The organism is Vibrio sp. 10N.222.51.C5, from assembly GCF_041474575.1.
In the GTDB taxonomy this organism is placed as follows: Bacteria; Pseudomonadota; Gammaproteobacteria; order Enterobacterales; family Vibrionaceae; genus Vibrio; species Vibrio crassostreae_C.
In genome coordinates this window covers 26,077-39,092 of sequence record NZ_JBFRUJ010000027.1, presented here as the reverse complement: position 1 = coordinate 39,092, position 13,016 = coordinate 26,077, and the positions used below count along the sequence as shown (strand labels likewise).

The 13,016-nt window shown below is 46.8% G+C and carries 7 protein-coding genes; 5 read left to right on the top strand and 2 right to left on the bottom strand.

Going from position 1 to position 13,016, the window contains the following annotated elements:
• Positions 1–54 precede the first annotated feature (54 nt).
• Positions 55–2,505, top strand: coding sequence for a family 20 glycosylhydrolase (locus tag AB4558_RS09565; protein WP_017095814.1), 2,451 nt, complete (start codon positions 55–57; stop codon positions 2,503–2,505).
• 118 nt (positions 2,506–2,623) lie between these two features.
• Here the strand turns inward: AB4558_RS09565 and AB4558_RS09560 are convergent, their stop codons facing one another.
• Positions 2,624–4,687, bottom strand: a complete 2,064-nt coding sequence (locus tag AB4558_RS09560) for an ATP-binding protein (RefSeq protein ID WP_372158726.1) — start codon at positions 4,685–4,687, stop codon at positions 2,624–2,626.
• Positions 4,688–4,915: 228 nt separating this feature from the next.
• Between AB4558_RS09560 and AB4558_RS09555 the strand changes: the two genes are divergently transcribed.
• The 4 genes from AB4558_RS09555 to lhgO all read left to right on the top strand — a co-directional run bounded on the left by AB4558_RS09555 (position 4,916) and on the right by lhgO (position 11,194).
• Entirely contained in the window at positions 4,916–6,256 is a 1,341-nt protein-coding gene (locus AB4558_RS09555; RefSeq protein ID WP_017088795.1) for a sigma-54 dependent transcriptional regulator, read from the top strand.
• Between the two features lie 321 nt (positions 6,257–6,577).
• Positions 6,578–7,591 carry a TAXI family TRAP transporter solute-binding subunit gene (locus AB4558_RS09550; protein WP_372073369.1) on the top strand — a complete coding sequence of 338 codons (1,014 nt, stop codon included), beginning with the start codon at positions 6,578–6,580 and terminating at the stop codon, positions 7,589–7,591.
• Positions 7,592–7,775: 184 nt separating this feature from the next.
• On the top strand, positions 7,776–9,953 hold the full coding sequence (locus AB4558_RS09545; RefSeq protein ID WP_372073367.1) for a TRAP transporter permease: 2,178 nt from the start codon (positions 7,776–7,778) through the stop codon (positions 9,951–9,953).
• A gap of 26 nt (positions 9,954–9,979) precedes the next feature.
• The gene (lhgO, locus tag AB4558_RS09540) at positions 9,980–11,194 is read left to right on the top strand and encodes an L-2-hydroxyglutarate oxidase (RefSeq protein WP_372073365.1); all 1,215 of its coding nucleotides are present in this window, start codon (positions 9,980–9,982) and stop codon (positions 11,192–11,194) included.
• A 143-nt stretch (positions 11,195–11,337) separates the two neighbouring features.
• On the opposite strand, the gene AB4558_RS09535 is transcribed toward lhgO, so the two are convergent.
• On the bottom strand, positions 11,338–12,894 hold the full coding sequence (locus tag AB4558_RS09535) for a M28 family metallopeptidase (protein ID WP_372073363.1): 1,557 nt from the start codon (positions 12,892–12,894) through the stop codon (positions 11,338–11,340).
• Positions 12,895–13,016: the final 122 nt, after the last annotated feature.

The following is a 13,016-nucleotide window of genomic DNA, read 5'->3' as shown; positions in this document are numbered from 1 at the left end:
GTGAATCGCCTCCGATAAACAAAACAGAACCATATTTATATAGGAAAACTAATAATGAAAAAAACTATATTATCCCTATTGATTTCAGGTTCAGTAGTGTCCCCAATGGCGTTAGCAATGGCTCCAAATACCGATCTAAATTTAATGCCGTACCCACAAACGGTCGAGCTGCAAGCTGGGCAAGTTAAGGTCGACGGTAACTTCAAGGTTTACATCAAAGGCTTTAATTCTGATCGTGTTGAATACACGGCGAAACGCTTTATTGATCGCCTTGAGCGCCAGACGGGTGTGCCGATTCTAAATTGGCAGGTTGATAGCGAAGACCAAGCGAACCTGATCATAGATATCGACGCAGCACCAAAGTCTGAAATACAAAATATCGACTCTGTAGAGTCCTACAAAATTACCACTCAGGGTGAACAAATCACGCTGAGCTCTCCAAGCCCATACGGCACTATTCACGGCATCGAAACCCTTTTACAGCTCGTTGAAACGACAGCGACTGGCTACCATATTCCTGCTGTAACCATTGTCGATGAGCCTCGTTTCCGCTGGCGTGGTGTTTCTTACGATACTTCACGTCACTTCATTGAATTCGATGTGCTGATTCGTCAGTTAGATGCGATGGCGTCGGCGAAGATGAACGTGTTCCATTGGCATTTTTGGGACGACCAAGGCATTCGCATTCAAACCGAATCATGGCCGCGTTTGTGGTCTGAAACCGCTGATGGTAATTACTACACCAAAGACCAAGTTCGCTACTTAGTTGAATACGCGCGTAATCTTGGTATTCGTGTGATTCCAGAGGTGTCTCTTCCGGGTCACTCTTCTGCGGTTGCTCACGCTTACCCGCGTTTGATGTCGGGCGGTGAAGGGAAAAACTACGAGCAAGAAAGAGGGTGGGGCGTGTTTGAGCCGCTCATGGACCCACTGAACCCAGAAGTCTACGAGATGCTAGGTGACGTGTTTGATGAAGTGACCGAGCTGTTTCCTGATGAGTACTTCCACATTGGTGGCGATGAGCCGAATTATGCACAGTGGAAAAACAGCGAAAAGCATCAACAGTTCATTGAAGAGAACAATATCGATGGCGAGCGTGGTCTGCAGTCTTACCTCAATGTAAAAGTTGAGAAGATGCTCGAAGAGCGCGGTAAGAAGATGACGGGTTGGGATGAGATTTGGCATAAAGATCTGCCGACTTCGATCGTGATTCAAAGCTGGCAAGGGCACGACAGCATTGGCCGTGCGGCGAAAGAGGGCTACCCAGGTATTCTTTCTACGGGTTATTACCTAGATCAACCTCAGCCGACGAGCTACCACTATCGCAATGACCCAATGCCAAGTGGCATTACTGTTGACGATAAGCTGCACAGTGGCGAAAAGTTCGTCACGTATCAATGGGAGAAGCCACGTTCAAAAGGCGGCCCACGTAAGGGAACACTGACTATCATTGAAGCGAAAGACGGGACTTTCCGCGCATTCAGTGATTACAACGGCAAGTCTCGCGAAGAGATCTTCATCCTTGATTATGTGCCGGGTAAAACCTTTGTCGGCCACTTCGATAACTTCATGTCGTACACAGAATTCAACTTGAATCTGAATCCAAATGGGTTTGCTGAAGGCAGTTACCAACTGGTGGGTAACGTGCGTTGGCCAACCACAGGTGAAGTGATTGCGAGTAGTGATGTTGAAGGCAGTGTGATTCCTGAGCCAAACGGTGGTTACCCTGCGGAGCTCACCGACAAAGAAAAAGAGCTGATTTTAGGCGGTGAGATCACCATGTGGCTAGAAAATAAAGACAGCCACACGGTTGAAAACTACCTATGGCCACGCAGCTATGCGATTGCAGAGCGCTTCTGGTCTGATGCAGAATTGACGGACGAACGCAGCATGTACAAGCGTATGAAAGCGATGGATACATGGTCTGAAGTGTCGGTTGGGTTACGTCACCACGCCGATGCTGATATGTTGTTAAAACGTATTGCGAAAGGCCAAGATATCCACGATCTACGCGTGCTTGCAAAATACACCGAGCCAGCACAGTACTACGCTCGCAACTGGGAAAAGTGGAACTCCACTGAGCCTAAGGGCACTTTATACAGCCAATACGAGCGTCTAAACCGCTTCGTTGATGCGTTGCCAGTGGAAAGCTACGCTGTGTATGAGATGCAAGATTTGGTCAACGACGTTGCGACGGGTAATCAACAAGCGCTTGAGCAACTCGCTCAGCATTATCAACAAGCAAAAGCGGCTGCACTCGCGGCTAAAACTGTCTTCGCTGGCAATGTGTCTTCGGTAGAGACTGTGGTTGTCGCAGAGAAAACGACGGAAGTCGCAGACTTGGCGTTAACCTTGATTGCTAAAGCACAAGCGGGTGAAAAAGTTCGAGCATCAGATGCGAACGCCTATCAAGCGATACTGTCTGAGTCAGCGAAGATCTATGATGAATCAATCATCGCGATTGTTCGTCCGACAGAGCTACTGTTGAAGCAGTTAGCTGAGTAAGCCGTTACGGATTAGCGAATAAGTCACACGCCAATAAGTGAATCAAAACCGCCCTCTGTGGGCGGTTTTTTAGTTTTCGCTTCTCAATCGGGTGCGATTCCTCGCCCAATGTAAGCGACTACTCACTATCACTATTCTGTAGCGTTAACGTGAATGTCATGCCTTGATCTGGGTTGTTCTTGGCTATCAAGGTACCTTGCATATCTCGCACGTTGTTTGCTGTGATTGCCAAGCCTAGACCCAAACCTTCGCCCATCTTTTTGTTGGTATGGAAGGGTTCGAAAATGGTTTCGAGTTGGTCTTCTGACACGCCACAGCCATTATCTTGCACCTTGATGATCACACGTTGTCGATCGGTGTGTGCGCTGATAACAATGGTCGCGAGTGTTTGATTCTGCGTAGCGTCTACAGCGTTTCTGATTAGGTTGCCAAGCACTTGGCGAAGTCGTGCCTCTTCTCCCATCACCATCAAAACATTAGAGGCGACACGCACGCGAATATCGACGTTGTCTAATTCGGCTTGGTGAATTCGTAGGGTTTCTTGCAGTGCGTCGGTGAGTGAAACTGGATAGGGTTTCTCAAGTCTTTTAAAGGCGAACGACTTCAATTGACTGGTCATGTTGGCCATTCTGTCGATGAGGCTCATTACTAAGTCCATGTTCGCTTTCAACATCTTGGTCTCACCTCTTTCCATCAGCAACTGATTACTTGAAAGCAGGGTTTTTAGACCAGTAAGCGGTTGATTCAGCTCATGAGTGATCGCACTCGACATCCGCCCTAATGCGGCAAGTTTGCTTGATTCCACCAATTCTTGCTGCGCATCTTTGAGATCTTGTGTTCGCTCTTCTACCCGCAGTTGCAGTGTTTTATTGGCGTTTTGTACTGCAATTTCTGCTTTCTTACGCTTGCTGATGTCGATTACGGTACACAGGTAATAAGGCGTTGAATGCCAAGGAAATGAGCTAATAGAGAACAGCACAGGGAAGTAGCTGCCATCACTGCGTCTTGCCATGGTTTCGACGCTGGTGATCTCAGCCAGTTCTTGGTGTTGTTCCAAGTTCTTGAGTAGCTGTAACGTGGTTGAATTTGGGTTGCCTGCTTCAAATAACTGCCATGCCTTAATGTTGCTGATCATCGAATCAGAAAGGCAAAAGTAGTTCTTCGCCATCAGGTTAATATCGTGGATATGGCCATGCTTATCGATCAGTACCAGCCCAACGTGGGTTTTATTGATCATTCCAGACAGTCGTTTTTCCGACTCTTCGATGAGCTTTTGGATTCGCAGATTACTGAGCTTTTTCTGACGTCTTTGATAAAGAATAACCAGCAACAGCAGAATGAAAAGACAGCCAACCGCCACACTCCAGCTGATCCAGTTAGTGGTCTGGTTGAGGCTGGTTAATGGCGTCAGGTAGGTTAAACGCCAATTGAGGTCGTCTAACTTGATTGACTGAATCAGATAGTCTTTGCCTTGCAGTCGCCACACGCGAATATGGGTTTGGTCATACAGCTCACGTTTTGTGGCTGTGGGCTGAGAATTGAAGGTGTCATTGAACCAGTCGGCACTCAGCTTGTTGTCACTGGAGAGAAAGAACTGATCGCGAGGGTTCTGAAACAGGACTGCTTCTCCATCGGCAAACCATTGATCGGTTAACAATGACAAATCGATTTGCACCGCGACAATACCCACCACATCAGAGGCCCGATAAACCGGCGCTGCAATGAAGTAATCGGGTGTCACGCCTTTGTTTTTTGTCACTACAGAGATAGCACCACCTTGCTGGTGGATCTTAGAGACAATCGTGCTGGCGTTCTTTTTACTCAGTTTGCTTCTTTCAACACTCGATACCAACAAATCACCTTCGCCAGAAAGCAGATACCAGCCCTTGGTGTTGGCGGCTTTATCCAATTGAATCAGCTGCTTCTTAATGCGTTTTTCTAGGCGGGCTTCACCATCAATGAAACGCACACTGGTTTCATCATTGGTTACTAGGTAGGGCAGATAATAGAAACGTTTCAGGGTTCGCCTTGCTTCAGCAATGTATCCGAGGAAGCGCTGTTCGGCATAGCGTTGGGCTTGTTCGAGCTTCCATTGGCTTATGCCACTTTTGGTGGTTACCTGAACCAAACCAATTAATAAACAGGCACATAGGAACAACCAATATCGATTGTTATTCATCATTGCTGATTAAATCCTTTCAAAATTAGTGACTTGTCCCTTTAAACTAGTGGTTTGACAAGGTTTCTGTTTGCTTTTTAAGCGAATGGAGAGTGAGACAAGTTGAAGCTAACAAACATTATAAAACTGTTAAAGGAGTGTTATTCAAAGTGGGAGCTAGCTCCTTTTCGTCTGCGGGTTTTTTACATACCGTGGGCGACATTATTTAGATGTAAGCGGCGGAACCAAACTATGCAGCGTATAGCTTTGATTGAAGATGATGCAATTGTGCGTCAAGCAACCAGCCAGTGGTTACAATTAGCGGGCTTCGATGTCACCGCATTTGAGGTTGGGCAAGATGCGTTAAACGCGGTAGAGCAGGGTGACTTCCAAACCATCATCACCGACGTTCGTTTACCTGATATAGACGGCGTTGAGTTGCTTGCGCGATTTAAGCAGTTAGTACCTGAGGTGCCTGTCATCTTGATTACGGGGCATGGCGATGTCGATATGGCCGTGAAAGCGTTACAGCAAGGCGCGTATGATTTCATTGAAAAGCCATTCGACCCTGAGCGCCTCTCTCAAACAGTATCTGAAGCGGTCGACAAACATCAAAGTGGCCAAGACAGAAACAGTCGTCAGAACTATCTGGATAACCTGAAGGGCATTGAACAGGTGCTGATTGGTCGCAGCAAAGTGATGTGTGAATTGCGAGAGCAAATACAAAAAGTCGCCTCGATTGATACCAATGTGATCATTTATGGTGAAACTGGCTGCGGTAAAGAGCTGGTCGCTTCTTGTTTGCATGAGTTTAGCCTGCGTAAAACCCATCCGTTTGTACCGCTTAACTGTGGCGCAATCCCAGAAAATCTCTTTGAAAGCGAGCTGTTTGGACACGAAGCCGGAGCGTTTACTGGTGCGGCCAAACGACGCATTGGTAAGCTGGAATTTGCCGACAAAGGCACAGTGTTCCTTGATGAAATAGAAAGTATGCCGCTGTCGATGCAGGTCAAAGTGCTGCGCACCTTGCAAGATAATGTCGTCGAACGCGTGGGTGGTAATCAGCAACAACATGTTGATCTGCGAGTGGTCTCTGCCTCGAAAAGCGATCTACTGAATCACCCCGATTTTCGCCAAGACCTTTTCTATCGTTTGAACGTTGCCCAACTGCATTTACCTCCCCTTAGTGAACGAGAAGACGATGCTTTGATTCTTTTCGAACACTTCACTCAAGAAGCGAACAGTGAAACCCGAGTTGCCAGTGAGGCCGATCGCTATGCCTTGTTGTCGTATGCGTGGCCGGGCAATGTGCGTGAATTGCGCAATGTTGCGATTCGTTTTGCGTTGGATGAAAGCTTAACAGTGGGCGATATCTTGGCGTGTCGCCCCAATTCTGTCACAGAGTCCACAACCGCAGGCATCCCTTTGGCGGTTCAAGTGCAGAGCTTTGAACGGAAAGTGATTCATGATGCGCTAGTGCGTTATCAAGGGCGCATCAATGATGTGATGCAAGATTTGGATTTACCCCGTCGAACATTGAACCAAAAGATGGTGCGTTATGCGTTGAACCGAAGCGATTATGTCGATTCGTAAGTGATGATGAGATTAGAAGTGTTGTCTGGAATCAATGAGCAAAAAATGGCTTATCAGATATTTATCATTTTATAAACATTGATCACGCAAATGTAACACAGTGTGACTTGGCTACCTTTAAACCGATGTTATTCGCGGTTTGGGATAAGCAAAAAATAGCTCATTGATTCGTAGTCAAATAAGCAAAAAATGGCTTACTTTAGGTGGGTTTTTAAATAAAAGCCAATAAAAACAGATAGTTGAAAATTGGCATTGTGCTTGCTATCTAGCAATTGTTGTTAACAAAAATATAACGTGAATAACTCTACATGGAGAGTAATAATGAAATACAACAAGCTAGTTAAAACTTTAGCAATCGCAATGGCCTCTATTGGCCTTATCAGCAATGCCTCAGCTCAAGAAGACCGCAGCTACATTTTAGCGACGGCCTCAACGGGTGGTACTTACTATCCAGTGGGTGTGGCTTTAGCGACATTGAGTAAAGTTAAGCTTGCGCCAAAGCAGCACTTTTCTTTGGCGGCTATCAGCTCTGCGGGCTCGGGTGAGAACGTAAAGTTGTTGAACGAGAACGAAGCTCAGTTCGCTATTCTACAAGGTTTGTATGGTGCTTGGGCTTGGCAGGGTTTAGGGCCATATGAGAAATCTGGCAGACAAACTCAACTGCGTTCAGTTTCCATGTTATGGCAAAACGTAGAACACTTTATTGTGCGTTCAGATCTAGCAAAAACAGGTACGGTAAGCGATCTAGAGAACCTAAACGGTAAGAAATTCTCTATCGGTAAGAAGAACTCTGGGACTGAAAACTCAGGTCGTCAAATCATGCAAGGCTTATCCGTGGACCCAGAACAATTTAAACTCGCCTTTATGGGTTACGGTGGCAGTGCGAGCGCATTACAAAATGGCACAATTGATGGTATGAACACGCCTGCTGGTGTTCCTGTTGGTGCGGTGACGCAAGCCTTTGCAGCACTGGGTGAAGATATTCAAATCTTGTCGTTTACCGATGCACAAATCAAACAAGCGAATGGTGATTACAATATTTGGACCAAGTATGAGATCCCAGCAAACACTTATCCAGGTGTCGATAAACCAATTACTACGATTGCCCAACCTAACTTCCTAGCGGTTCGTGAAGACATTTCTGAAGAAGATGTGTATCAACTGACCAAAGCTATCTATGAAAACCTACCTTTCCTACAAGGTATCCATAAAGCAACCAAAGCAATGGCACTTGAGAAAGGGATCGCAGGTCTGCCTGTTCCTCTTCACCCAGGCGCTGCACGTTATTATCGAGAGATGGGCATCGAGATCCCTTCTGAGTTGATCGTTAACTAGCTTATCTTTTGTCAGGTAACTATTGGTTCGTGAGCTAATGATTTGTCGCGAACTAGCTGTTTGTCATCAACTAACCCCTTCGTGACTTAATTACTTGGTGCACGTTCGCTCAAGAATGTGTTCGTGCACCTCCTCACTTTATGGATTTTCTCTTCGTGTTTGCTGCGGAGAGCAGGAGTTTTCTATGAGCGATTCGCTGCAGCAGGAACTGAAAAAATTTGAACTGCCGACCCGAACGGATTTTCCGTGGGTGGGCAAAGCAATAACGACAATGGGAGTGCTCCTCTCGTTGTTACACATTTGGTTTAACACCTTATCTACCTTGCCTGAGCTTTGGATCTCGGCGACCCACTTCGCTGGCTTTGCGATCATTTGTGCACTTTGGTATCCCGCCCATGTCTCGCTTAAAAAAAGCAAAATAGCATTAGCTATCGATATTGGGATTGCCTTGGCTGCTTTAGCTTGCCTTATCTATATTCCCTTTGCCGAAGATGCGTTGTATGACCGAGGCGTAAAATTTATCGCCAGTGATTGGTTTTTCTCTATCTTGGCGATTGCCATCGTCATTGAGCTGATTAGACGCACTATGGGCTGGTTCATTCCAGTGCTTATCTTAGTGTGTTTAAGTTATGTAGTACTTTGGGGACAATGGACCAGCGGTATTTTTCATTTTCCGGGTTTAAGCCTTGAGACGTTACTTTATCGAAGCTTTTATTCATCAGAAGGGATGTTTGGTTCGATCTCAAGAATCAGTTGGACCTTCGTGTTCATGTTCATCCTATTTGGCGCATTTTTAGTTCGATCTGGTGTCGGCGACTACATTATTGATGTATCCCGTGCCGCGGCGGGCAAAGTGATTGGTGGCCCTGGTTTCATTGCCGTTATTGGCTCCGGCTTGATGGGCTCTGTCTCCGGGTCGAGCGTAGCAAACACAGTATCGACGGGCGTGATCAGTATTCCCTTGATGCAAAAGGCTGGTTTCCCTTCGCGTTTCGCGGCAGGTGTTGAAGCGGCTGCATCTACTGGCGGGCAGCTGATGCCACCTGTGATGGGTGCGGGCGCGTTCATCATGGCCTCTTACACGCAGATCCCTTATGTCGATATTATTGCGGTTTCTTTTGTTCCTGCGCTTATCTACTTTTTGTCTGTGGCCTTTTTCGTGCGTATTGAAGCGAAGCGTAGTGGTGTACAAAAGGTGACCTCTGGCTGTGAACCTTTGTTAAAGGTATTGCTGTCGGGTTGGCACAACCTGATCCCATTGGCCGTGTTAGTGACTTTGCTCGTTCAAGGCTTTACGCCGACTTACGCTGCGGGTATTTCGATTCTTTCTGTGGTGGTGGCATCATGGTTCTCTAAAAATCACAAAATGGGACCGAAAGCGATCATTGAAGCTTTGTCTCAAGGCGCAAAAAACATGGCGACCACGGCTGTGTTGCTAGTGGGCATTGGTCTGGTGATCAACGTGATCAGCACGACTGGTATTGGTAACACCTTCTCGTTGATGATCAACAGCTGGGCGAACGGCGATTTGTTGGTGATGATCGCCTTAATTGCACTGGCGTCTTTGATTCTGGGCATGGGGTTACCAGTAACCGCGGCTTATATCGTGTTGGGTACTCTGTCTGCACCAGCTTTGTATAAACTGATTGCTGAAAGTCAGTTGCTCGACCTGTTGGTTTCGGGACAGTTACCGGAACAGGCGAAAGCTATCTTCATGTTGGCTGCGCCAGATAAGCTTGATTTGCTGAACGCGCCAATGGCACTTGAAACAGCCAAAGAGATGATTGCGTTAGTCCCTGCTGATTTTGTGGAAACTCTGCTTGAACAGAGCCTTGGCTTAGAAGCGATCAGCCTTGCACTGCTTTCTGCCCACTTGATCATTTTCTGGCTATCGCAAGACAGCAACGTGACTCCGCCTGTTTGTTTAACTGCATTTGCGGCTGCAACCATTGCTAAAACACCCCCGATGAGAACGGGATTAATGGCATGGAAGATAGCCAAAGGCTTGTATTTAGTACCATTGTTGATTGCCTACACTAACTTGGTAAGTTGGGATGTGATCTCCGTGTTAGTCACGGGTGGCTTTGCTGTTATTGGTACTTACGCGTTTATCGCGGCGATTGAAGGTTATCTAGAGAGCGAAGTTAATATTATTACTCGAGTAGTGTTGGTTGCGGTAGGTATAGCTCTAGTATGGCCTGATGTTTCAGTCGTGATCCGTTTGGTATGTGTTGCCATTTTTGTTGGCATCTTTATCTACAGCGGTCGTAAATACGATGCTAATCAAGTGAAAATGGAATCAGAAAGTGAGGAAAAAAAGTTACCTCAAACCGGGTCTAACACTGTCGCGTCTTCCCTATAATTAAAAGGATTGAATGTAGGAATATTATGAACTCAACATACGACTATATTATCGTTGGTGGCGGCATTGTTGGCGTGTCTACGGCTTGGCAATTACAGCAAGCTCACCCTGATAAAAGTATCCTTTTAGTCGAGAAGGAACGTGGTTTCGCGCAGCACCAAACTGGCCATAATAGCGGGGTGATTCATGCTGGTGTTTACTACGCTCCGGGCAGTTTAAAGGCGGATTTTTGTAAACGCGGCGTAGAGCGCACCATCGCCTTTTGTAGCCAACACGATATCCCCGTCGAAAACTGCGGTAAGTTGTTGGTCGCGACCAATGAGCAAGAAGTGGAGCGAATGAATGCGCTCTATCAGCGTTGCCACGATAACGATATTGATGTTGATTTGTTGGATCAAGCTCAGCTCAAACTTGCCGAGCCAAATATCACGGGTTTGGGTGCGATTTATGTCAAAACCACCAGTATCGTCGACTACAAAAAAGTCACCGAAGTTATGGCTCAAGAGTTTGTTGAGGCGGGTGGTAAGCTTAGCCTTGGTACGGAAGTGATCATGGCCGATGAGCAAGAAGATGAAGTGCAGTTAACGTGCAAAGTAGATGGTCAGACTCTTCAACTGAACAGTCGATTCTTGATCACGTGTTCTGGCTTGATGGCCGATAGAATGACCAAGATGTTAGACATCGAAACCGACTTCCAAATCGTGCCTTATCGCGGTGAGTATTATCAGTTAGACGCTAAGCACAACCAAGTGGTGAATCATCTTATCTATCCGATCCCTGACCCAGAACTGCCTTTCTTGGGCGTGCATTTAACACGCATGATTGATGGCTCCGTAACAGTAGGGCCAAATGCAGTTCAAGGCTGGAAGCGAGAAGGTTATGGCAAGCTTAACTTTAGCTTCAAGGACACTTGGCAGATGCTGAGCTTTGCGGGTTTTTGGAAAGTGACTGCGAATCACTTGAAAACGGGTTTGGTCGAGTTTAAGAACTCGTGGTGGAAACCGGGATATCTAAAGCTAGTGAACAAATACTGCCCGAGTATTACGGTTGATGATTTTAAGCCTTATCCTGCTGGGATTCGTGCTCAAGCGGTACTGAAGGATGGCACCTTGGTCCATGATTTCCTGTTTGCCGAAAGCCCAAGAAGCTTACATGTATGTAACGCGCCATCACCGGCTGCGACCTCTGCAATGCCGATTGGTGAGTACATCTGTGGCAAGGTAATGAAAAAGACGGCTTGATGATAACTAAAGGTTATTAAGTTGAGATGCTCTCCGAAGACAATAAAAAATCCGCAAGCTCAAATCTATTTATGATCGTGGGCTTGCGGATTTTTAGTTTTAGCCGTGTTTGCTAGGTTTAATTGTTAGTCAATTAACCAACCTTAAAGCCAATCAGGAACGAAGTTAGCGACGATGGTGACATCACTAAAGTTACGGTAACCGCGCACCATGATGCTGAATTCACCCGCTGGCTTGTTCAATACACACTGTTCGTTGCTGCTGTTCTGGTATGGGCGGCAGTCGTAGTTCGCTTTCGATACGGTGCCGTTGTGTTTCACATATAAGTCGGCATCGCCACTTCGAGGGCCGGTTAATGTTACCGTTAACTGACCTGCACTTTGAGTCGTAAATGTGAAGAACTGCTCTTCACCATATCCTGCAGTAAGTCCTTTAACAGGCACGCCATTTTGCAGCTCTTTAGGGCCTGCAACGGGTGAATCAAGGCTGGTTTCGACAAGGTAAGCAATGGCTAGTTTGGCGAACTTGGTCGCGTGTGTCGCCGTAGGATCGGAGTTCTCAAGCGTGTCGTGCTCAGTGTGAATACTTGGGTTGTAATCATTGAACATGCTTTCGAATGGCATGGCAGCTGGGTAGCCAACATTGTGCCAAGAGGCGTGGTCAGAACAGGCATAGCCACAATCATCGAAACCGTAACTGATGTCGCTCGCGTAAGTGTCGATCAGCTCGCTTAAATAGGCGGTGAGGTTGCTGTCGGTGTAGTCCGTGATGAAGGTGATATCGTGCGCTGAACCGTTGTAGTTGGTCATGTCTAATTGCAATACCGATACAACGTTGGCTTGCTCATCTCTTAAAGCGTTGGCGACATCTTGTGAGCCGCGTAGCCCGACTTCTTCTGCAGCATAACCATAGAACTTAATGGTCTTGTCTGGCTGAATGCCACTGGCGATCATCAGGCGAAGCGACTCAGTTACGGTCGCAATACCAGACGCATCATCATCGGCTCCGGGTGAGATGGTGCCTTCGCTTGTCCAAGATCCAACGGTCGAATCAAGGTGCCCACCAACAACGACGATCTCTTCAGGATATTTAGCGCCAAGCAGTGTCACTTCAACGGATTTTTGCGGATATTCGGCATGCGTGATCTGGCGTGCAGACGCATAAGGCACATCTTTAATTTCCGTCTCCCAACGTTCTAAAAGCCAATCTGAAGCCGCGACACCAGTAGAAGTAGTATAAAAACGGTTGGTGAAGTTGGTTAGATTTTCGATGGTCGTGACCATGTTGTTCGGCTCGACCTGAGCGAGTAGGTCGTTCACTGTGTCTTGATGGCTGATAACTGGCTTTTCGAAGCTGCTCATTGTCAATGGCATAGCCGCCGCTTTGAGAGCACTTGCTTTGTCTTCGTGCACCATGTAGCCACCACAACGGTGAGTTTCTTCGTGCATGTGGCTGGATAGTTTCGCCAGCTCTTTCTGGTTGATTTTCGCGACGATGGAATGCTTGTTTCCAGTCACGCTTGGATAAACCGTTGCGCCATGCTGAGTCATTATATGCTGTGCGTCAGCATCGGTGGTGATCCAAACTTCTTCGTTCGCTGGTGGTGTGATGCCTAGTGATGCGTAAGCCGAAGTACTGTTGATTAAGGCTAAAGAACCTCCGAGTACAGCCAAAGCTAGCATGCTTTTTTGAATAGCCATTTGTCGTCCTTTTTATGGTGAGTATTGTTATGTTGATGGGGGTGATTTTTGTGTAATACGTGGATGTATTTGTGTAGATGTTTCATTTGCTGAACAGTTAACCGCGAAAAGGGCCCCTTTCG

What these genes read in the sequence shown, in the direction of transcription:
- AB4558_RS09545 (WP_372073367.1), top strand. Translation starts at nt 7,776, where the DNA reads ATGAGCGATTCGCTGCAGCAGGAACTGAAAAAATTTGAACTGCCGACC.
- AB4558_RS09550 (WP_372073369.1), top strand. Translation starts at nt 6,578, where the DNA reads ATGAAATACAACAAGCTAGTTAAAACTTTAGCAATCGCAATGGCCTCT.
- lhgO (WP_372073365.1), top strand. Translation starts at nt 9,980, where the DNA reads ATGAACTCAACATACGACTATATTATCGTTGGTGGCGGCATTGTTGGC.
- AB4558_RS09555 (WP_017088795.1), top strand. Translation starts at nt 4,916, where the DNA reads ATGCAGCGTATAGCTTTGATTGAAGATGATGCAATTGTGCGTCAAGCA.
- AB4558_RS09565 (WP_017095814.1), top strand. Translation starts at nt 55, where the DNA reads ATGAAAAAAACTATATTATCCCTATTGATTTCAGGTTCAGTAGTGTCC.
- AB4558_RS09535 (WP_372073363.1), bottom strand. Translation starts at nt 12,894, where the DNA reads ATGGCTATTCAAAAAAGCATGCTAGCTTTGGCTGTACTCGGAGGTTCT.
- AB4558_RS09560 (WP_372158726.1), bottom strand. Translation starts at nt 4,687, where the DNA reads ATGATGAATAACAATCGATATTGGTTGTTCCTATGTGCCTGTTTATTA.